We start from the raw sequence: 20,486 nt of genomic DNA, 5'->3' as shown, positions 1-20,486 counted from the left end.
AGAGCGCCATGAGCCGCGCGGAACATATCGTCGTCGTCGGCAATGGCATGGTGGGCGTGCGCTTTCTCGAACGGCTCGGGGCGCTGGCGCCAGACCGACACAAGGTGACGGTCATCGGCAGCGAGCCGGTGGAAGGCTATAACCGCGTGCTGCTGTCGGCGCTGCTCGCCGGCGATGTCGCGCAGGCGGATGTCTGCCTGCGCGATCGCGCCTGGTACAAAGAGCAGGACATCGCTTTGCGCACGGGCGTCACCGCCACCCGCATCGATGCCGCCGGTGCGCGCCTCGATCTGTCGACTGGCGAGAGCCTGCACTACGACCGGCTGGTGCTGGCGACCGGCTCCAGCGCCATTCGCCTGCCCCTGCCCGGCTCACATCTCGACGGTGTCGTCACCTTCCGCGATGTCGCCGATCTCGACCGTATTCGCGCGGCCGCCGCGCCCGGTCGTCCCGTGGCGGTCATCGGCGGCGGTCTGCTCGGCATCGAAGCGGCCTATGGCCTGGCCCGGCTCGGCTGCGACGTGACGCTTGTCCATGTCATGCCGCGCCTGATGGAGCGCCAGCTTGATGGCCGCGCGGCACAGTTCCTGCGCGATGCACTGGTGCGCAAACGCATCAAGGTACTGCTGAACGCCCAGACCGCCCGCGTGCTCGGCGACAAAAAAGTCGAAGGACTGGAATTCAAGGATGACTCGCGTCTCCCAGCCGACCTGGTCGTGATGGCCGTCGGGGTGCGGCCACAGAGCGCACTCGCCACCGACGTGCTCGATATCGGTCGCGGCATCAAGATCGACGACGGCATGACGACATCAGTGGCGAATATCCATGCCATCGGCGAATGCGCCGAACATCGCGGCCAGATCTATGGTCTGGTCGAGCCCGGCTATGATCAGGCCGATATTCTGGCCCGGCGGATCGCGGGGGATATCGAGGCGAGCTATGAAGGCTCGGTCCTCTCGACCAATCTGAAAATCTCTGGCGTCGGCGTGTTTTCGGCAGGTGCCTTCGAGGGTGGCGAGGGCATGGACAGCGTTACTTTCGAGGATCGGCGCAAGTGCCACTATCGCCGCCTGGTCTTTAAAGGCGATCAATTGGCCGGCGCCATTCTGATCGGCGAGACGGGCGATGCACTTTGGTATCGCGACTTGATCCGTGGCGGCGCGGATGTTTCCGCCTCGCGCTCATCCTTGATCTTCGGCCGTGCCCATGCGGAACGATCGGTGCGGGAGGCAGCGTGATGAGCGGCGACTTCTCGACCGATCAGAAGCGCTATCTCGAAGGCTTCGTCTCGGGCCTTCAGTCGGCGCGCACGGCGCGCGGTCTCGCGCCGATCGGCGGCACCGGCGTGGCCGGTCCTGCCGAACCCACCGGCCCCGACGCCATTCACCTCAAAGCGCAGGACCGCACGGTCGCCGCCGGTGGCAAGCTGGCCGAACAGGAGAAGTGGAAGCGCACCGAACATCCTTTCGACGCTTATCCGCGTCTGCGCGATCAGGCGGCGCAAAGCCAGTATCCGAAGCCCGACGACAATTTCCGCTGGCGCTATTATGGGCTGTTCTATGTGGCGCCGGCGCAGAATTCCTATATGGCACGGCTGCGTATTCCCAATGGCATTCTCAAGGCCTTCCAGTTCGAAGGGCTCGCGGACCTCGCCGAGCGTTGCGGCGGCGGTTTCACCGATGTCACCACGCGGGCCAATTTGCAGATCCGCGAGATTACTGCCGATCACGCGATCCATATCGTCGAGGGCGTGCAGGAACTCGGCCTGACGGCGCGCGGCTCCGGCGCCGACAACATCCGCAACGTCACGGGTTCGCCCACCGCCGGCATCGATCCGCATGAGCTGATCGATACGCGCGAAATGGCGCGCGAATGGCACTACCACATTCTCAACGACCGCTCGCTCTACGGCCTGCCGCGCAAGTTCAATGTCGCCTTCGATGGCGGCGGCATCATTCCGGTGCTGGAAGAGACCAATGACATCGGCTTCCAGGCCGTCCTGGTCGGCGATGGCGCGGGCGTGGAAGCCGGCTTGTGGATGCGCCTGGCGCTCGGTGGCATTAGCGGCCATCGCGATCTCGCCCGGCCGACCGGCGTCTATTGCCGGCCGGACGAATGCACGCGCATTGCCGATGCCATCGTCCGCGTCTTCATCGAGAACGGTAACCGCACCGACCGCAACAAGTCGCGGCTCAAATATGTGTTGGATTCCTGGGGCTTCGACAAGTTTCTTGACGCGGTCGAGGAGAAGCTCGGCAAACCGCTGATGCGCATCGACGATGCCTTCATCGCCCCCCGGCCCGCGTTCGACCGGCAGGCACATATCGGCGTCCACCGCCAGCGCCAGGACGGGCTCAACTGGATCGGCATTTCGCTGCCCGTCGGGCGCATCACGTGCGCGCAGATGCGGGCCTTGACGGCCATCGCGCGCGAGGATGGCGATGGCGACATCCGCCTCACCGTCTGGCAGAACCTGCTGCTCTCCGGTGTCCCTGACGGCAAGCTCGATCACGTGAAGGCCCGCATCGAGGCCTGCGGCCTCGATTGGCGTGCCACCACGCTGCGGGCTGGTCTCGTCGCCTGCACCGGCAGCCGTGGCTGCAAATTCGCCGCCGCCGACACCAAGGGCACGGCGATGGCCATCGCCGATCATGTCGATGCGCGCCTTACCATCGATCGTCCCGTCAATGTCCATCTCACCGGCTGTCATCATTCCTGCGCGCAGCACTATATCGGCGATATCGGCTTCATCGGCGCGCGCGTGCCGCTCAATGAAGATGGCGACACGGTCGACGGTTTCGATCTCGTCCTCGGCGGCGGCTTTGCCGATCAGGCCAAGATCGGCCGCGCCATCGCCACGAAAATCCGCGCCGAGGATTGCCCGCGCACGGTCGAAGCGCTGCTCGAAGCGTGGATGAAACAGCGCGACAGCACTGATGAGACCTTCCAGGCTTTCACCGCCCGCCACAGCGACGACGAATTGCGCGCCTTTGCCGGATTGCCCGCCGGGAGTTCCGCATGACCATTCATTCCAATCCCGTGCCTGTCGAAATTCTCCCCGAGAATGCGCCGTTCTCGGCCGAGCAGCGTGCCTGGCTCAACGGTTTCTTCGCCGGCATCCTGTCGCCCGGCACGGCGACGACGGGCGCGACGGCGCTCGATGGCGACGAAGCGGCGCGGCTGGCCGGAGGCGCTGCGGAAGACGACGGTGCACCTTGGCACGATCCGTCGATGGAACTGCCCGAACGCATGACGCTTGCCGAAGGCAAGCCGCTGAAGCGACGCATGTACGCTGCCATGGCGCAGCAGGATTGCGGCCAGTGCGGCTATGTCTGCGAGACCTATTCAGCCGCTCTGGCCGGCGGCCAGGAGAAGCGGCTAAACCTTTGTGCGCCCGGCGGCAAGGACACGCTGCGTATGCTGAAGACCCTGGCGGTGGAACTGGATGGTGCGCCGGCTCCGGCCAGCGCTGAGCCCGCCGCCCCCGCGATCGTCGCCACCGACGCCGGCCCATCGCGCGACAATCCCACCCAGGTGAGCTTTCTCTCGCGTCGCCGCCTCAACAAAGGTGCTTCCGAGAAACAGACCTATCACATCGAGTTCGATCTCACCGGCAGCGGCTTAGCTTACGTACCGGGCGACTCCTTCGGTATCTATCCACGCAACGATACGCGCCTCGCCGACGCCATCGTCGCTTTGCTCGGCGCGCGCCCCGACGCAGCCGTCGGCGGCAAGAGCCTGCGCGACAAGCTGATCGAGGACTGTGCGCTCGGCCCCGCGCCCGACAGCCTGTTTCAGCTTTTCTCCTATATGTCCGGCGGCGAGACGCGCCGCAAAGCGCAGGCTCTTGCCGCCGGCGAAGACCCTGATGGCGATCTCGATCGGCTCGATATTCTCGGCGCCCTGCATAAATTCTCCGGCCTGCGGCCCGGCGCCGAGGCTTTCGTCGAAGCGCTCGATGTCTTGCAGCCGCGGCTCTATTCCATTTCCTCTTCGCCGCGCCCCAACCCCAATCTGTTGACGCTGACCGTCGATACGGTGCGCTACAAGATCGGCCAGCGCGAGCGCTTGGGTGTCGCCTCGACCTTCCTGGGCGAACGGGTGGAAGCCGGCGCACCTATTCCAGCCTTCATCCAGAAGGCACATGGTTTCGCTCTACCTGTCGATCCCAACACGCCGATCATCATGGTCGGCCCCGGCACGGGCGTGGCGCCGTTCCGTTCATTCTTGCAGGAGCGCGCCGCGAGCGACGCGCCAGGACGCAACTGGCTGTTCTTCGGCCATCAGCGACGCGCCAACGACTTTTTCTACGAGGAAGAATTCGACGCTTTGCGTGATAGCGGCAAGTTGCAGCGCCTGACGCTCGCCTGGTCCCGCGACGCCAACGAGAAAATCTATGTGCAGGACCGCATGCGCGAGACCGGCGCGGATCTCTGGAAATGGTTCGAGGACGGCGCGCATTTCTACATCTGCGGCGATGCCAAACGCATGGCTAAGGATGTGGAGCGGGCGCTGGTCGACATCGCGGCCCAGCATGGTGGCATGACGACGGACGCCGCCGTCGCCTGGGTGGCGTCCATGAAAAAAGCACAGCGTTTCCAGGCCGACGTTTATTGAGGACATGATGGTCAACAATACGGTCAAGACCACCTGTCCTTACTGCGGTGTCGGTTGCGGCGTATTGGCTAAACCGAAAGATGATGGCGCCGAGATTGCCGGCGATCCGGATCATCCCGCCAATTTCGGCCGGCTCTGTGTCAAGGGTTCGGCGCTCGGCGAAACGCTCTCGACCTCGCGCCGCCTGCTCTATCCATCCGTGCGCGGCGTGCGGGCTTCCTGGGATCGCGCCATCGGCGAAGCCGCGCGTGGGCTAGAACAGACCATCGCGCGACACGGCTCCGATGCGGTCGCCTTCTATCTGTCCGGCCAGTTGCTGACGGAAGATTATTACGTAGCCAACAAGCTGATGAAAGGCTTCATCGGTTCGGCCAATGTCGACACCAATTCGCGCCTGTGCATGGCCTCCTCCGTAGCCGGCCATAAGCGGGCCTTCGGTTCGGACACCGTGCCGAATGCCTATGTGGATCTGGAATGCGCCGATCTTTTGGTGTTGGTCGGCTCCAACGCCGCCTGGTGCCATCCGGTTCTGCATCAGCGCATGCAGCTCGCGCGCGAACGCGGTGCCCGCATCGTCACCATCGATCCACGCCGCACCGCCACCGCCGACGATGGCGACCTGCATCTGCCGATCGCGCCGGGCATGGACAGCGTGCTGTTCAGCGCCCTGCTGGTGGAACTGGCGCGGCGCGACATGCTCGATGCCGATTTCATCGCCTGCCACACCTCCGGCTTCGAAGCCGCTCTGGCGCGGGCCCAGGAGATCGCACCCGATCTGGAAACCGTTGCCACGCGGTGCGAACTGCCGCTGCGCGATCTGCGGCTATTTCTCGACTGGTGGATCGCCACACCCAAGGTCGTCACCTGCTATTCGCAGGGCGTCAATCAGTCGGCGCAAGGCACCGACAAGGTCAACGCCATCCTGAATTGCCATCTCGCCACTGGGCGCATCGGCAAGCCGGGCTCAGGCCCCTTCTCGCTCACCGGCCAACCCAATGCCATGGGCGGGCGCGAGGTCGGCGGGCTCGCCAACCAGCTCGCGGCCCACATGGGGTTTTCAGCGCCGGAGATCGACCGTGTCGGCCGCTTCTGGAATGCCCCGGCCATGGCGCAGCGCGAAGGGTTGAAGGCGGTCGATCTGTTCGATGCCATCGACAGCGGCCGGATCAAGGCGCTGTGGATCATGTGCACCAATCCGGCCGTCAGCCTGCCCGATGCCGATCGCGTGCGCCGGGCATTGTCGCGGCTCGACATGCTGATCGTCTCGGAAGTGAATGCCGATGTCGACGGCATTCTCGAAAACGCCCATGTGATCATGCCCGCTGCCGGCTGGGGCGAGAAGGACGGTACGGTGACCAATTCGGAGCGCCGCATCACCCGGCAGCGGCCGTTTCGCGCGCCCCCTGGCGAAGCCAAGCCCGACTGGTGGATGGTGTGCGAAGTCGCCGGCCGGATGGGCTTTGGCGAGGCCTTTAGCTATAGCGGTCCGGACGAGATCTTCGCCGAACATGCGGCGCTCTCAGCTTTCGAGAATAACGGCAACCGCGATTTCGACATCGGCGCTTTCGCCAGCGTCGATCGCTCCTCTTACGATGCAATGACGCCCTTCCAGTGGCCACAACCGAACGGCGCGGCCAGTGGTACTGAGCGTCTGTTCGCCGATGGCGCCTTCTTCACGCCCGATCGTAAGGCGCGTTTCATCGCCATCGAACCGCCAGCCCTCAAAGCGCGGCGCTCGCCCGACTATCCGCTGCTCCTCAACACCGGCCGGGTGCGCGATCACTGGCATACGATGACGCGCACCGGCCTGGCGCCGAAACTGGCGCGTCACATCGCCGAGCCTTTCGTCGAAGTGCATCCCGATGATGCCAGGCGTTTCAGGCTGAGCGATGGCGGCTATGCCAGCCTGCGCACGCCCTATGGCTCCGCGATCCTGAAGGTCATCGTCAACGACGGCCAGAAGCGCGGCATGACCTTCGCGCCGATCCACTGGAACGACATGAGCAGCGGGCGCGCCCGCGTCGGCGCTCTCGTGCAAGGCTTCACCGATCCCACTTCCGGCCAGCCGGAAATGAAGGCGACGCCGGTCTTGCTGGAGTCGGCCGAGGTGCACTCCTTCGCTTTCATCCTCTCGCGACAGCCGCTCGAACTGCCGGCCTGGCTGGTGCATGCACATCTGCCGATCGAGGCTGGCCACGCGACCTTGATCGCCAATCCCCGCACGCCAGCCGGCGTACATGCCTATCTGAGCAATTTTCTGCCGGCGGAAGGCGAGCTGCTGGCGCTGGAAGATTCCAAGGCCGGCACCTATCGCAGCATCATCATGAACGGGACGCGTATCGAGGCAGTGCTGTTCTGCGCGGCCGCGCGCGAAACGGCCTTTTTCGATTTCATGTGCCAGCGCTTCGGCGCGCCCGTGCCTGACGACAGCGAACGTCTGGCGCTGCTCACGGGCCGTGACTTCGACGCCAGCGCCGATACGAGCCCGATCGTCTGTTCCTGCCATGGCGTGCGCGCTTCGGCCATTGCTGCGACCATCGCCGCCGGCGCGGGCAATGTCGAGGCTGTGGGCACCGCGTGCAAAGCCGGCACCAACTGCGGTTCCTGCAAACCGGAAATCCGGAAAATGCTGGAAAAAGAGCGGGTCAGCGAACTCGCGGCGGATGCTGCTTGATGCTCCTCTCTCGCGACTTGTCATGGGAATGACATAAAGCGCGGGCTCGACGGAAACAGTGCCGCCGCTCATACTGGCCGAAGCGACTCGAACCATCCACGGCTCGACCTTTCTTGATGAATGCCTCACCCTCATCCTTGCGGCTCACCTATCGCCCCGACAATGCGGCGCGCGGTGAAGTGACCGTCATGGTGGCGACGGAAGGGTTTAGCGGGCAAGGCTCCGCGTGGTTCGACCGGACCGAGATTGAAGACTTCATCGCCCAGCTCGAAAGCTGCGTCACATCAGACGATCCGATGCCGGCGCTGGCCGGCGGCTTTTTCGCGGCGAGCCGGCTGATCGACGAACATGTCGGCCTGCGCATCCTGCCGCACGATACGGTGGGACGGCCGCGCGTGCGCGTCCACGTGGCGACGATCGTTCCCAGCGGCTCGGGCGCGGACCTGCGCCAGGAACTCACCGCCAGTTTCGTGACGACGGCAGCGGATGTCACCCGCTTCCGCGAGGCTTTGACGGCACTTCTGGCTGGCAGCGCCCGCGAGGCGGTTCTGGAAGGCCGCCGTTAAAAGCACCATTCCTGTGATCTCACCTCACAGCCAACGACATTTAGTCGTTTGGCCGCGCGCGGGCCTGTCACTACCAAAGAGCCCGGTAGGAAACGACAGGCGCTTTGTTCATGCTCGCTGGTATTCGCATTCTCGATCTCACCTGGGTTTTGGGCGGACCGTTCGCCGGGCAACTCCTGGCGCAGCTCGGCGCCGAAGTCATCAAGGTCGAGCCGCTGGAAGGCGACTTATCGCGCCAGGTGTCGAGCCATTCCACGGAAAAGGACGGCGCCTCCGGCTTCTTTCTCTCGGTCAATCGCGGCAAGTCAAGCATCGCCATCGACCTGAAATCACCTGACGGGCGCGCCACTATTTACGATCTGGTGCGCCAGTCCGACGCGATCATCTATGGCTTCGCGCCTTCGGTGCCGGCGCGGCTCGGGCTCGATCCCGCCTCGCTGCATCAAATCAACCCGCGCATCGCCGTCGCGCAATTGATCGGCTTGCACGACGAACCGCCTTATTCGGAAGCGCCAGCCTTCGATCTCATCATCCAGGCGATGGCTGGCGTCATGAGCATCACCGGCGAACGCGATGGCGCGCCGGTGCGGGTCGGCTATCAGGTGGCGGATCTGGCGGGCGGTCTCTTCCTCGCACTGGCCTGCGCCGGCGGTATCATCAAATCGCTGAAAAGCGGCAAAGGTGAGCATATCCAGATCTCGCTGCTCGATTGTCAGCTCGCTCTGCTCACCTGGCAGGCGCAAAACTATTTCATCTCCGGCGAGATTCCCCACGCCAACGGCGCCCGCCATCCGGTGATCGCGCCCAGCGACATCTACCCTTGCGCCGACGACAAGTTCATCGCCGTTTCGCCGACGGGCCAGCAGTTCTGGAAACAGTTCTGCGCCGCCATCGACCGCCCCGAACTCGCCGACGATCCGCGCTTCGCCCATCCGAAATCGCGTATCGCCCATGTCGGCGAACTCACCGCCATTCTCGATGAGGTCTTTCGCTCGCGCCCTGCTGGCGAGTGGAACACGATCCTTTCCAGCAAGCGCGTGCCGGCCTCTCAGGTGAACAATGTCGCGGAGGCTGTGTCGCAGCCCGTCAGTCAGCTTCGCCAGATGGTGGAGGAGTTGCAGCACCCTGGCGGCCTTGGTCCTCTAAACTTCCTCGGCAATCCATTCCGCTACGCGACGCGCGAGCCGCTGTCCTACCCGCCCAAACATGGGGCCCAGACCCGCGACATTCTTGAGCGGGTGTGTGGCTACACCGATGCACAGATCAACGACCTGATCGCCCGACGGGTCGTCATTCAAGAAAAAGCCACGCAAGAAGAAGCCACGCACGAAGAAAACCCTGCAAGGAGAACGCTATGACAAGGCCATCTGACGTCAAACCGCGCGAGGGCGACCAGCCCGCGGCCCTCTACAAGGACTGGGTCGTCGGCGCGAAATTTCCGCCGCTGCCGTTCACGATCACGCCCGACGTCGTCGACGAATATATTTCGGTGATCGATGCGGACCGCGCCAATTACGTGATCGATGGCCGCCAGGCCGCGCCGCCCAATGTCGTCCTCGTCTATATGATGGCGGTGATGTATCGCCTCTATCCGCCGCAGCAGGGCGGAATCATGATCGGCAATACGATCGAATTTCACAATCCGATCTGGGCTGACGAGGAAACCGAAGTGATCGGTTCTGGGCAGGTCACCGAAAAATTCGAGAAGAAGGGCCGCAAATACATTTGCTACGACGTCGAGTTCAAGCGTCCCGATGGCACGCTGCTCGTCTCCTGCAACCACACCTCCGCCTTCCCCGAATAATCAGGATTATTGGCTATGACACAGACAACGCTCCGCAGAACCATCCCGCAGACGCAAAAGATGTTCGACGACTACGGCGTGCTGAATGGCGACAACGACATCATCCATTATGACGATCAGTTCGCCAAGGATCGCGGCTTTCGCGGCACGCTCGGGCACGGCCTCATGTATACGGGCTATGTCTGCGATCTCGCCGCCAAGCGCTATGGCGCCGACTGGCATTATCGCGGCCGCCTTACGGTGAAATATGTGCGCGGTGTCTGCCCCGGCGACAATCTGGAAGTGCGCATTGAAGGCGATGGTGCGGTGGCCTGTCAGTCGCAATTCGACACCACCTTGGTCGGCTCGGTGAAACTGGCATGAGCGAGAGAGCGCACACGACACGCACGGGCACGTCCACGACCAACGGCGTGCGCGTGCGCGGTCACGACATGATCAACGATCTTGTCGGGCGCTACAGCTATACGGAAATGCTCTACTTTCTGACCTGCGGCAGCTTTCCCACGCCGCCGCAGGTGCGTGTTCTCGATGCCTGCCTCGTCACGTTGATGGAACATGGCTTGACGCCCAGCGCCGTCATTTCGCGGCTGATGGCCGACAGCGTGCCAGAGGAACCACAGGTTGCAATCGCCGCCGGACTGCTCGCCATCGGCAGCGTCTATGCCGGCACGACGGAATCCTGCGCTGTGCTGTTGGAAGAAATCGCCGAGCGCGAGGCGAAGGGCGAGAGAGACGTCCGCCGCACCATCGCGCGGGCCTATGCAGCGCAGCGCCGACCGGTGCCGGGCTTTGGCCATGGCACGCACAAGCCCGACGACCCCCGCACGCCGCGCCTGTTCGAAATCGCGCGCGACAATGGCTGCCATGGCGCTTTCGTCGCTTCCCTCCTCGCCTTGCAGGCGGAAGTCGATCAGGCGCTCGGCCGCCATCTCACCATCAATGCGACGGGCGCGATCGGTGCGCTCTTACTGGAGATCAAGGTGCCTGTCGCGGCAATGCGGGCCTTCTCGGTGGTTTCGCGCGCCGGCGGCCTTGTGGGGCATCTGCTTGAGGAGCGGAGCCATCATTCTGCCCGGGCCATCTGGGCGGCCGCGAAGCGTGATATCCGCTATACGGAAGAGCCCTGATCTTCGGCTTCTGACGGGCCGTGGATCACCGAGCGGCCGAGACTATCGGCATCGGCGCCCTCTTTCGCCAGCCATTCGGTGAATTTCGTCACGGCACGCACACCTTTGGCGGCCGGTGAAACCGCATAGAAATAATCGCGCTCCTGAATGGTGTCGGTGATCCAGGCGACCGCCAGCCGTTCAGCCGCGATATCATCCAGGACGAGCGCGGACGGCAGCAGCGCGACGCCCAGCCCGTCGAGCGCCGCCTGCATGCCAAAGAACATCTGTTCCAGCCCAATGATCTTGGCTTTGCCCAAGGCCTGCCCGCCGGCCCGCTCCATCCAATCGGCCCAGCGCACCATCGACGTGGCGATTTCGATGAGCGGCAGAGCTTCCAGATCATTCGGCGTGCGGATGGAGCGGCGCTGCAACAGTTCGGGCGCGCAGACCGGCAGCAGCGCGGACGACAGAAACGGTTTGGACTGCGGATAGGTGTCGATCCGGCTCAGACGGCGGATGATGACGTCCTGATAGTTCGCATCGTCGCTTTTCGGCAGATCGATCCCGGTCGACAAGCGCACTTCGATTTCAGGGTGCCGGCGCTGAAAGGTCGACAGACGCGGGATGAGCCATTTCATCGTGAAGGTGGGCGGCGCGTTCAAACGCAACACGGTGCGATCGTCCCTGCGCGAAATTTCCATCACCGCTTCCGACAGCGTGTCAAAGGCCGGCGCTATGCGGCGGAACAGGATTTCGCCTTCGCGTGTGAACCGCAGCCGACCAGAACGATCGAACAGCCGCACACCCAGCAGGCTTTCCAGCGCCGCGATCTGACGGCTGACGGCGCCATGGGTGACGCCGAGCACTTCGGCGGCGCGCGAAAAGGACATGGCGTGGCCGACAGCCTCGAAGCTGCGCAGAGCCGTCAACGGAAGCTCGCGTCTGTGCATGTTCCTCACCCGATCCGCCCGGATCGAAGCGGCCTCCTTGCCGGGCCGCCCGCCGCGCCTTTTTCTTAGTCTATTGATAATATGAGAGGTCTTGCCCCCTCGTGACGTGGTCAGATATGCCATGAGGCCGAGGAGATTTCCTCTCCAAAATCTCATCCCTCGGCGAAAAACTCACAGCAGCCGATAAGAAGTCAAATTGTGCATCGCTTCTGCCTCCCCTAACGATCTCCAACATAAAGATTGAAGGGGAGGATCAGGCATGGCGTCGACGGTGGCACGGATGGGAACGGCTGGCCTGGCGCTCGCTTTCGCCACCAGCCTGTGCTGGGGGCAGCCCAACGCCTCAAGCCTGCCTGACGGCGTGATCGAGATCACGGTGCCCTTCGCCGCCGGGGGCGGCGTCGACGTGATGGGACGGGTGACCGCCGATATTTTGACACGCGAGCTGGATCGCACCTTCATCGTCGTCAATCGCCCTGGCGCCAATTCCAACATCGGCAATCAATATGTCGCCCGCGCCAAGCCCGATGGCCGCACCCTGCTCGTCAGCAGCGTCGGCCTTGCCGCCAACAAGGCGCTCTACAAGAACATTTCCTATGATCCGGTCAGCAGCTTTTCGCCGATCTCGCTCATCTCGAACGCGCCGCTGGGTCTCTTCGTCAGCAAATCCGTGCCGGCCAACACTCTCGCCGAGTTCATCGCCTATCTGAAAGCCAATCCGGGCAAGCTCAACTACGCCTCCTATGGCATCGGCAGCAGCCCGCATCTTGCCGCTGAACTGTTCCAGCATCTCACCAAGACCGAGATGGTGCACGTGCCGTTCAACGGAAACGGCCCCGCCACCATGGCGACAGTGCAGGACACGACGCAGGTGATCTTCTCAAGCACCGTTTCCGCCGGGCCCTTCGTCCAGGACGGCAGTCTCAAGGGGATCGCCTATGCCGACGCGAAGCGCGCGCCCACTCTCCCCGATCTGCCGACTTTCGCCGAACAAGGGTTAGATTTCAGCTTCGGTACCTGGTTTGCCTTGCTCGGCCCGCCCGATCTGCCACAAGGCATGATCGATGCGCTGAATGCAGCCCTGCGCCAGGGGATCAACACGCCGGAACGGCAGCGCATTTTCGACACCCAGGGTGCCGAACCGATCGCCTCCTCGCCCAAGGATTTCGACCGCTTTCTGAAGACCGAAAGCGAACGCATGACGACGATGCTGCGCGACGCAGGCATCGCCGCGCAGTAGCGATTACTTTAAGCGGACGACAATGGCGGCGCCCGGCGCCGCCAGTTGCTGCGCCACCGCCTGCAATTCGGCTTTCGACATGCCGCTGAGCACGACGCGACCTTCGACAATCGGATGATTGATCATCGGCTCGGTCACGACCTTGCCGTTGACGAGCAGTTGCGAGCGACGTCCGATCCCTTTGATAGTGAATGCGCGAAAACGTGCCGCGCTCTCCGGTGTCAGCGTGATTTCCAGCCCATCCGTGCCAGAGAATGCTGCCAGCTCCATCTTCGTGCTGGCGACTTGGAGCGTGATGGAAGCCGTCGTCGTGCGAGAATGAGCCTGAGCCAGAGCCTCTTGCCCCATGACCGACACGCCGAGACAGAGGAGCCACATGAAAAGGACGGTATGTCTCATCGGGCGCGCACCGGCAGCAGTGTGAAGAGCACCATGCCGACGATCATCGCCGCGGCGAAAATCGCGATCGGTGCGAGGCCGAGGCTCAAGCCGGCGATGGCCGGGCCAGGACAGAGGCCGACGAGGCCCCAGCCGATGCCGAACAGCGCTGATCCCGCGATCAGCCGCCCGGTGACCGGGCGCGTCGCCGGCCAGTCGAACTGTTTGTCGAAGAACGGCGTCGCGCGGCCGCGCGCCCAGGCCTGCCCCAGCGCCGAAACGATGACGGCACCTGCGAGAACAAAGGCCAGACTCGGATCCCACGCGCCGGTGACATCGAGAAAGCCGCGCACGCGCGCCGGATCGAGCATGCCCGACAGCGCCAGGCCGACACCGAAGATCAGGCCAGCGATGAGGCCGATGAGGATACGAGCCATCATGACAGGCCCGCCACGCGCATGAGGAAAACGGTGGCGACCGCCGCCACCATGAAGGTGATGACGGCGGCGATGGAGCGCGGCGACAACCGCGCCAGACCGACGACACCATGGCCGCTGGTGCAGCCCGAGCCGAGCCGCGTGCCGAAGCCGACCAGGAGACCACCTATGATCAGCAGCGGCAGCGAAGCCGTGACGCTGGCCGCCGGCCAAGCGCCGCTCGCCAGCCTATAGACCGGCGGCCCAAGCAACAGGCCGACGACAAAGCTGCCGTTGATCCAGAGCCGCGCCCCGTCGCGCGCGACCAGCCCGCCTAAAATGCCGCTGATGCCGGCGACGCGGCCGTTCCCGATCAGTAGCACCGTCGCCGCCAGGCCGATCAGGCAGCCGCCGACGAAAGAGGCCAAAAACTGCATGGCCATGATCTTTTCCTGTCCTCCGTGTCATCCCTGCCCACTTCGTAGCACTTTCGACCGGCAAGATGGGAGTATTCGACGCATCGCCGGTTCCGGGCTAGGCTCGTTCGACGCTGGCCACGAAGCCAGCGCTATCGGGGAGGATACATGTTTCTGCGTTTTGCCATGATCGGCACGCTCGCGCTGACCGGCGCTTTTGCCACCGCGCAAGCCGAGCCTCTGCGTGTCGCCGTATCGCAACGTGGGTTCTGGGACAGTTCGTTCGTCGATATGGCGATCGAACAGGGCTTCTTCAAAAAGGAGAATCTCGAAATCCAGACTTTTTACACCGAGGGCGGCGCGACGACCCTCGATGCCGTCATGTCCGGCAGCGTCGATATCGCCATGTCGAACGGCCTCCTGGGCGTGGTCGGCCGCTACGCCAAGGGCGCGCCGCTGCGCGTCATCGCCGCCGAATTCACCGGCGGAAGCGACGCCTTCTGGTATGCGCGCGCGGATAGCGGCATCAAGAGCCTGAAGGACGCCCAGGGCAAATCGATTGCCTATTCGTCCAACGGCTCCTCGACCAATCTGATGGTCCTCGGCCTTTTGAAACTGGCCGGCGTCAACGCCAAACCAATCCCGACAGGCGGGGCGCCGGGCACTTTCGTGCAGGTCAACACCAAGCAGATCGATATCGGCTGGTCGGTGCCGCCCCTGGCTTTGCAGGATGTGCTCGACAACAAACTGGTCATTGTCGCGCGCGGCTCCGATCTGCCTGACCTTGCCAACCAGACCGTGCGCGTCAATGTGGTGATGGAGCCGGTGTTGCAGGCCAAGCGCGATGCGATGCGCCGCTTCATGAAGGTCTATAACGCGACGATCGAATGGGCCTACAAGGACCCGAAGGGCCTGGAATATTTCGCCCGGGAAAACAAAATCTCCACCGAGGTCGCCAAGAAGGCGCTGGAATTCTATCCGCAGGCGGCGACGCAGACGCAACAGGTCAAAGGCCTGGACCAGACCGTGCGGGACGCCATCGCCTTCAAGTATCTGGGCCCCTCGGCGACGCCCAAAGATCTGGCCGGGCTGATCGACATCGTCGAGCCGGGACAGAAGTAGCCACATCGGGTGCAAGCCGGCGGCGGTCCACGTTTGCGACCCTGTCGGCTTCAGCCTTCCTAACCTTCCGTTAGCCATGCCTGGCGGTAGCGATGGCGCGGGCCGCCGGAAGCATGGATCATGATCCACAGCCGATGCGCCGGCGTCCTGACATTGAGTTGGGGACAAGCGGCCGCGAAGCCCGCGCGATCCTTGCGATTTCAGCGTCTTAAATTATAGATACGGATAGTATTTATCATTGATAGATACGTTTCGTTTCTATAATAAATCGACTGAAATCGCTTTGAAAAAGCCGAAACAGCGCAAATCGATCGGGCCGACCCGCAGCCCGGAAACGCGCCGCGCCGTCATCGAGGCGGCGCGCGAAATTTTGACGTCCGAAGGCTATGGCGGCTTCACGCTCGATGCCGTGGCGAAGCGAGCCGGCGCCTCGAAACCGACCATCTACAAATGGTGGCAAGGCAAGCCGGGCCTGCTCATCGAAATCTACGATCAGGAAAGCGAGGCGCTGCTGACGACGCCCGACCTCGGCTCGCTCGCCGACGAACTCGTCTGGCTGATCCGCAACCTCTGGCGCTTCTGGCGCATCACCGCCTGCGGTGCCGCGCTGCGCAGCCTGATCGCCGAGGCCCAGCACGATGCGGCGGCGCTGGCACTGGTGAAGGACCGACTGCTACCACAGCGGCGCAGCTATCCCCTCTCCGTCTTCGAGCGCGCCAAGGCGCGGGGCGAGCTCGACGCCGATTTCGACCCGACGGACGCCACCGATCTGCTGACCGCCTTCTCCTGGTATCACCTGATGACGGACACGCTCGACCGGGAGAAGGATATCGAACCGGCCGTGGCGATGATCGCCGGGGGCCTGCGGACGGGGTGAAAACCTGGGTGTCATCCCCGACAGCCGCACAGCGGCTGAGCGGGGATCCAGGGCAAACGGTAGAATGCTGTTCGGGACGAATAAGGTGCGCGGCAATCACGCAGCGTTTTACCTCTTGCCCCTGGATCCCCGCTCGCGCCTCCGGCGCGTCGGGGATGACACCAAGGTTCTTCAACACCCTGCTAAGTCAGCACCACGATCTTGCCGCCGGCCGTATTGGCGTCCATCACCCGATGGGCTTCGACGATATCGTCGAGCTGAAACACCCGGCCGATGTTGAGACGCAGCTTGCCCGCTGCGATATCGTCGGCCAGCCCTTGTAAGGGCGTCGCCATAAACTCCGGGACGCCACCGGAATAGGCCGTCAGCCCGACACTCGAGGGAATGGCCTCCATCGGACTGAATTGCTCGAAGGTCCATTTGTCGCCGACGATCCCTGTCATGCAGACGAGGCCCTGCTGACGGGCGCAGCGCAGCGAATCCTTCAAAGTGGTGACGCCGATCAGCTCCAGCACTTTGTCGACCCCTTCCGGGTGGATCGCCCGTACGCCGGCGGCGATCTCGCCGCCATCGATCACCACCTGATCGGCACCGTTCTCAAGAAGCAGGTCTTCGCGCGCCGCATTGCGTGTCGTCGCGATGACATGGACGCCGTAATTCTTGGCGATGGCGGCCGCGGCCAGGCCGACCGAGGTGGTGCCGCCGCGCACCAGTAATCGTTCGCCGGATTTCAACTGCAGCGATTTGAACAACGAACCCCAAGCGGTCTGCAGCATTTCCGGCATGGCGCCGAGCGTGTCCCAAGGTAGAGACGTCTTGAGTTGTTGCACCTGCCCCGCCGACACGCAGACATATTCGGCATAGCCGCCGTCGAACTGCCGCCCCATACCGCCCATGGCGGTCATGACGATGTCGCCGGCAGCGAAATCTCCGTCTGGCGCCTCAGCGACGATGCCTGCCGCCTCGATCCCCAGAATGCGCGGAAAGGCGACGCCGGGCGATTGGCCAAGGCGGGTGAAAAGTTCCGAACGATTGATACCGAAGGCCTTCACTTGAATAAGCACCTGGCCCTTTCCGGGCACGGGCACCGGGCGCTGCTCGATCTTGAGGGCTTCCGGGCCCCCAGCTTCATGAATGACGGCGGCTTTCATCGTGGCGGGCATCGTCTCACCTCGCGATCAGTTTTCGCTCTTGTGGCTACGATCGATATGCCCAAGATCGCGATCGGGATCGATCCGATCGCGCACCCGTTGTTTCAGGGTTTTGGCGTCCGGGAACCCGCCATCGGCCTTGCGCTCCCAGATGACTTCATCGTTGAGCCGGATTTCGAAGCGCCCGCCCGTCGCCGGCACGAGAGCCACTTCGCCGAGATCGGCGCCGAAGGTGGAGAGCAGTTCCTGCGCCATCCAGCCAGCGCGCAAAAGCCATTGGCATTGGGTGCAATAGACGATGGCGATACGGGGCGGCGTCATTGTTCCTCGGCGAGTACGGACTTGGTCGGCGGATGTCTCCGCCGCCCAATCCTAGGCCGAGGACCGCGATGGGTCGAGCCGCCACCCTTCAGGCACTGCGCAAATCCGCTTGATCGAACCGCCCTGACAGCAGTGCGCCGGCATTGGGAACTTCGGTGCGCAGGCCGAGGCGGCTCAGCATCTGGTAAGTGGTGCAGACGGCGCTGGAGACGACCGGCAGGCCGCTCGCCGCCTCGATCAACGGCACGGAGGCCAGCGAAGGCATCTGCACGCAAGCGGAGGCCACGATGGCATCGGCATTGGCGAGATTGAGCTTTTTCCAAAGCTGCGACGGCCCCAGCGGATCGAGCGCGCCGACGGCGAGATTGTCATGCACTTCGAGCGACAGGCTGTCGACCACCTCGATGCCTTCGTTCTCGATATAGTCGATCACCAGTTTGGTCAGCGGCTTCATATAGGGCGCGAGGATCGAGACTTTCTTGGCGCCGATGACTTTCAAGCCATCGACCAAAGCGCCGGCGCTGGTGACGACTGGCGCCGGCGCGCCGTTCTCCACCGTGCGTTGATGGAGACGGGCTTCCGACACGCGATGATAGCCACGCCCCATGCTCATGATGGCGACGAGGCAGGCGTAACCCAGCACATCGACGCGGGCATCCGAGAGTTCCAGCGCGCAGCGATCGGAATCCGCATCCATCTTCGCCAGTTCGTCCTTGGTGACGCTCTTCATGCGCATGCGGCTCGAATGAAAGGTGAAACGCTCGGGCGCGATGCCTTCGCGGGCGCGCAACATGGCGGGAATTTCGGTTTCCATGGTCGTGTTGGAACTCGGCACGATCTGGCCGATGCGATAGATGCTGGTCATGGCAGGCTCCTGGGCGCAACGCGTTCCCCCCTGGCTAACGCAGCCCGGCCCGCCGATCACTGGCGATGTCGTTGACTTATCCTCAACATCCGGTTGAGGATGGTGGGATGAGTGGACCCGCCGGCCTCAACCGTTTCGATCTCACCTCGCTGCGCCTGTTCGTCGCCGTGATCAGCGAAGGCAGCCTGACGCTCGGCGCCGAACGGTTCAGCATCAGCCTGGCGGCGGCGAGCAAGCGCATGCTGGAGCTCGAAGCGCGGATCGGCACGCCGCTGCTTGCCCGCAGCAAGACCGGGGTCACCGCCACCGACGCCGGCCAGACCTTGCTGCGCCACGCCATCACGCTCGTCGCCGATGTCGAACAGCTTGCGGTGGCGATGGACGATTTCCGGCGCGGTGCCAAAGGCCATCTGCGGTTATGGGCCAACACGTCCGCCTTCGCCGGTTTTCTGCCGGAGCTTTTGGCTAACTATACGGCTGTTCATCCCGACGTGATGATCGATCTCGAGGATGCGTTGAGCGAGGATGCCGCGCGGGCCGTAGCGCGCGGCGCCGCCGAGCTCGCCGTCATCGGCGCCAATACGCCCTGCGACGGCTTGCAGACCTTCGTCTGCGATCAAGATGAACTGATGGTCGTGGCGCCGAAAGGGCGAGGTTTTGGCGGAAAGTCCGCCGTGCCTCTGCGGGCCATTCTCGATCGCGACATCGTCGGCCTTGGCCGTGCCACTTCCCTCATGCGGCAGATCTCGGCGGCCGCCGATGCCATCGGTGCCGAACTGCGTCTACGCATTCAGGTACGCAGTTTCGACGCCATGTGCCGCATGGTGGCAGCGGGCATCGGCGTCGCTATCCTGCCGCGCGCCGGGGCCGCACCGCATCTCTCCGCCATGGGCCTGCAGGCGCATCGCATCAGCGGCATGAATACGCAACGTCATCTTCTGCTTGCCATGCGGGACCAGCAGACGCTGTCACGCCCGGCCCAAGCTTTCGTTCGGATGGCGCAAGAGCGGATGCAATAAAGGCGGCGAGAGCCTCGCCGCCTTCAACATTCAACAGGATATCTTCAGGCCGCGCCCTGCCCGCTGCCATTAGCAACATCTGCGTAGCGGCTCGTGCGGCTTTTACGGCGACCGAACACACCAAACATCAATGCGCAACCAATGATGCCGATCAGACCGGCGATGGCGCCGCCATACATCATGAAGCGATCGAGATCGAGTTCTTCATTGGCATCGTCGACGAGCACGACGCCGTCCTTGCCCGACAACTCAGCCAGATGCTTGATGCGCACCGAATCGACGACGATCTTATCGTCGCGGATCAGCTTGCGCGCCATGGCACCCGACATATGGATGTCGCTGGCCCGCTGCACTTCACCCTTACTGTCTTTCCAGGTGATGTCGACATAGTAACTGGTGCCGCTCTTGCGGCCCTTCTTGCGCGTCGCGCCGGTGATCAGCGCTTCAGTCTCCACGCCCTTGGCCACCACTTGATTGACGCGATCCACGTCCGTCCAGCCGATATAGGCCGACACCGGACCACCGATCGCCGCAACGATCAAAAGCCATTTCAACTTGCCAAGAATCCAACCGACCATCTCAAATTCCTTTGTTTGGAAATGTCGCCCCACCAGCGATCAATGTCGTCATGAAGCCGTCACCGTTCAGGCCTGGATTGCCGCTTCACGCGGACAAGAACGCGCGACACATCAATAAGTTCACGCGCATCGGGAAAATTTTGGCGAGAAAGAGGCCTTGCCATCGCCCCTGTGTGCAAAGCGAATCGCATGGCAAGTCACACGGCAAGACGGGCTTCGGCACCGACGCCAGTCGTATCGGCCCACGCCGCTGCCCACTGGAGCGACATGCCCTTCGCAGACTTATGCCATGCGCTCAAATACTTAATTGCCAGAGTGACAGTGCTGCGTCATCATCGGAGCCAAATGGCCAAGAGCCATAAGCAGCAAGAGCCACAAGCGGG

21 protein-coding genes are annotated in these 20,486 nt (G+C 63.4%); 13 read left to right on the top strand and 8 right to left on the bottom strand.

From position 1 onward, the window contains the following. Positions 1 to 8 precede the first annotated feature (8 nt). The 9 genes from OIM99_RS13815 (at position 9) to OIM99_RS13775 (ending at position 10,788) form a co-directional block, all read left to right on the top strand. Positions 9 to 1,238: an FAD-dependent oxidoreductase gene (locus tag OIM99_RS13815; RefSeq protein WP_311851000.1), complete on the top strand. Its 1,230-nt coding sequence runs from the start codon at positions 9 to 11 to the stop codon at positions 1,236 to 1,238. Beyond that, a complete protein-coding gene (locus OIM99_RS13810) occupies positions 1,238 to 3,022 on the top strand; it encodes a NirA family protein (protein ID WP_311850999.1) in 1,785 nt (594 codons plus the stop codon). Before OIM99_RS13815 ends, OIM99_RS13810 begins: the two co-directional genes overlap by 1 nt. Then, entirely contained in the window at positions 3,019 to 4,617 is a 1,599-nt protein-coding gene (locus OIM99_RS13805) for a sulfite reductase subunit alpha (protein WP_311850998.1), read from the top strand. Before OIM99_RS13810 ends, OIM99_RS13805 begins: the two co-directional genes overlap by 4 nt. Positions 4,618 to 4,624: 7 nt before the next feature. Then, entirely contained in the window at positions 4,625 to 7,291 is a 2,667-nt protein-coding gene (locus OIM99_RS13800) for a molybdopterin-dependent oxidoreductase (protein ID WP_311850997.1), read from the top strand. Positions 7,292 to 7,407: 116 nt separating this feature from the next. Beyond that, the gene (locus OIM99_RS13795) at positions 7,408 to 7,857 is read left to right on the top strand and encodes a hypothetical protein (protein ID WP_311850996.1); all 450 of its coding nucleotides are present in this window, start codon (positions 7,408 to 7,410) and stop codon (positions 7,855 to 7,857) included. A 110-nt stretch (positions 7,858 to 7,967) separates the two neighbouring features. After that, positions 7,968 to 9,215, top strand: coding sequence for a CoA transferase (locus tag OIM99_RS13790; protein WP_311850995.1), 1,248 nt, complete (start codon positions 7,968 to 7,970; stop codon positions 9,213 to 9,215). Next, positions 9,212 to 9,661, top strand: a complete 450-nt coding sequence (locus tag OIM99_RS13785; RefSeq protein ID WP_311850994.1) for a MaoC family dehydratase — start codon at positions 9,212 to 9,214, stop codon at positions 9,659 to 9,661. Before OIM99_RS13790 ends, OIM99_RS13785 begins: the two co-directional genes overlap by 4 nt. Before the next feature lie 15 nt (positions 9,662 to 9,676). Further along, complete coding sequence (locus tag OIM99_RS13780) at positions 9,677 to 10,024, top strand: MaoC/PaaZ C-terminal domain-containing protein (protein ID WP_311850993.1); 348 nt, start codon at positions 9,677 to 9,679, stop codon at positions 10,022 to 10,024. After that, entirely contained in the window at positions 10,021 to 10,788 is a 768-nt protein-coding gene (locus tag OIM99_RS13775; protein ID WP_311850992.1) for a citryl-CoA lyase, read from the top strand. Before OIM99_RS13780 ends, OIM99_RS13775 begins: the two co-directional genes overlap by 4 nt. On the opposite strand, the gene OIM99_RS13770 is transcribed toward OIM99_RS13775, so the two are convergent. After that, entirely contained in the window at positions 10,770 to 11,720 is a 951-nt protein-coding gene (locus tag OIM99_RS13770) for a LysR substrate-binding domain-containing protein (RefSeq protein ID WP_311850991.1), read from the bottom strand. The genes OIM99_RS13775 and OIM99_RS13770 overlap by 19 nt on opposite strands. Positions 11,721 to 11,979: 259 nt before the next feature. On the opposite strand from OIM99_RS13770, the gene OIM99_RS13765 reads away from it, so the two are divergent. Then, on the top strand, positions 11,980 to 12,960 hold the full coding sequence (locus OIM99_RS13765) for a tripartite tricarboxylate transporter substrate binding protein (protein ID WP_311850989.1): 981 nt from the start codon (positions 11,980 to 11,982) through the stop codon (positions 12,958 to 12,960). Between the two features lie 3 nt (positions 12,961 to 12,963). Here OIM99_RS13765 and OIM99_RS13760 read toward each other — a convergent pair whose 3' ends face one another. From OIM99_RS13760 to OIM99_RS13750, 3 genes are read right to left on the bottom strand one after another with little or no spacing between them, the layout of a single operon-like run. Next, entirely contained in the window at positions 12,964 to 13,359 is a 396-nt protein-coding gene (locus tag OIM99_RS13760) for a SecDF P1 head subdomain-containing protein (RefSeq protein ID WP_311850988.1), read from the bottom strand. Beyond that, entirely contained in the window at positions 13,356 to 13,778 is a 423-nt protein-coding gene (locus OIM99_RS13755) for a DUF6691 family protein (protein ID WP_311850987.1), read from the bottom strand. The genes OIM99_RS13760 and OIM99_RS13755 overlap by 4 nt, the downstream gene beginning before the upstream one ends. Continuing rightward, positions 13,775 to 14,197 carry a YeeE/YedE thiosulfate transporter family protein gene (locus tag OIM99_RS13750; RefSeq protein ID WP_311850986.1) on the bottom strand — a complete coding sequence of 141 codons (423 nt, stop codon included), beginning with the start codon at positions 14,195 to 14,197 and terminating at the stop codon, positions 13,775 to 13,777. The genes OIM99_RS13755 and OIM99_RS13750 overlap by 4 nt, the downstream gene beginning before the upstream one ends. A gap of 141 nt (positions 14,198 to 14,338) precedes the next feature. Here OIM99_RS13750 and OIM99_RS13745 point away from each other — a divergent pair, with 141 nt between their 5' ends. Together OIM99_RS13745 and OIM99_RS13740 are read left to right on the top strand one after the other, a co-directional pair. Beyond that, complete coding sequence (locus OIM99_RS13745; RefSeq protein WP_311850985.1) at positions 14,339 to 15,292, top strand: ABC transporter substrate-binding protein; 954 nt, start codon at positions 14,339 to 14,341, stop codon at positions 15,290 to 15,292. A gap of 283 nt (positions 15,293 to 15,575) precedes the next feature. Next, positions 15,576 to 16,169, top strand: coding sequence for a TetR/AcrR family transcriptional regulator (locus OIM99_RS13740; protein WP_311850984.1), 594 nt, complete (start codon positions 15,576 to 15,578; stop codon positions 16,167 to 16,169). A 182-nt stretch (positions 16,170 to 16,351) separates the two neighbouring features. Here OIM99_RS13740 and OIM99_RS13735 read toward each other — a convergent pair whose 3' ends face one another. The 3 genes from OIM99_RS13735 to OIM99_RS13725 all read right to left on the bottom strand — a co-directional run bounded on the left by OIM99_RS13735 (position 16,352) and on the right by OIM99_RS13725 (position 18,506). Continuing rightward, positions 16,352 to 17,332 carry a zinc-binding alcohol dehydrogenase family protein gene (locus OIM99_RS13735; RefSeq protein ID WP_311850983.1) on the bottom strand — a complete coding sequence of 327 codons (981 nt, stop codon included), beginning with the start codon at positions 17,330 to 17,332 and terminating at the stop codon, positions 16,352 to 16,354. Positions 17,333 to 17,347: 15 nt separating this feature from the next. Continuing rightward, positions 17,348 to 17,641 (bottom strand): SelT/SelW/SelH family protein, encoded by a 294-nt coding sequence (locus tag OIM99_RS13730; RefSeq protein ID WP_311850982.1) that lies wholly within the window; start codon positions 17,639 to 17,641, stop codon positions 17,348 to 17,350. 88 nt (positions 17,642 to 17,729) lie between these two features. Next, complete coding sequence (locus tag OIM99_RS13725; protein WP_311850981.1) at positions 17,730 to 18,506, bottom strand: Asp/Glu racemase; 777 nt, start codon at positions 18,504 to 18,506, stop codon at positions 17,730 to 17,732. Between the two features lie 107 nt (positions 18,507 to 18,613). Between OIM99_RS13725 and OIM99_RS13720 the strand changes: the two genes are divergently transcribed. Then, positions 18,614 to 19,525, top strand: coding sequence for a LysR family transcriptional regulator (locus OIM99_RS13720; protein WP_311850980.1), 912 nt, complete (start codon positions 18,614 to 18,616; stop codon positions 19,523 to 19,525). Between the two features lie 44 nt (positions 19,526 to 19,569). On the opposite strand, the gene OIM99_RS13715 is transcribed toward OIM99_RS13720, so the two are convergent. Then, on the bottom strand, positions 19,570 to 20,103 hold the full coding sequence (locus OIM99_RS13715; protein ID WP_311850979.1) for a hypothetical protein: 534 nt from the start codon (positions 20,101 to 20,103) through the stop codon (positions 19,570 to 19,572). Between the last annotated feature and the right edge of the window lie 383 nt (positions 20,104 to 20,486).

It is taken from the genome of Methylocella sp. CPCC 101449 (genome assembly GCF_031921685.1).
Classification (GTDB): domain Bacteria; phylum Pseudomonadota; class Alphaproteobacteria; order Rhizobiales; family Beijerinckiaceae; genus Terripilifer.
This window is presented reverse-complemented; position numbering and strand designations above follow the sequence as displayed.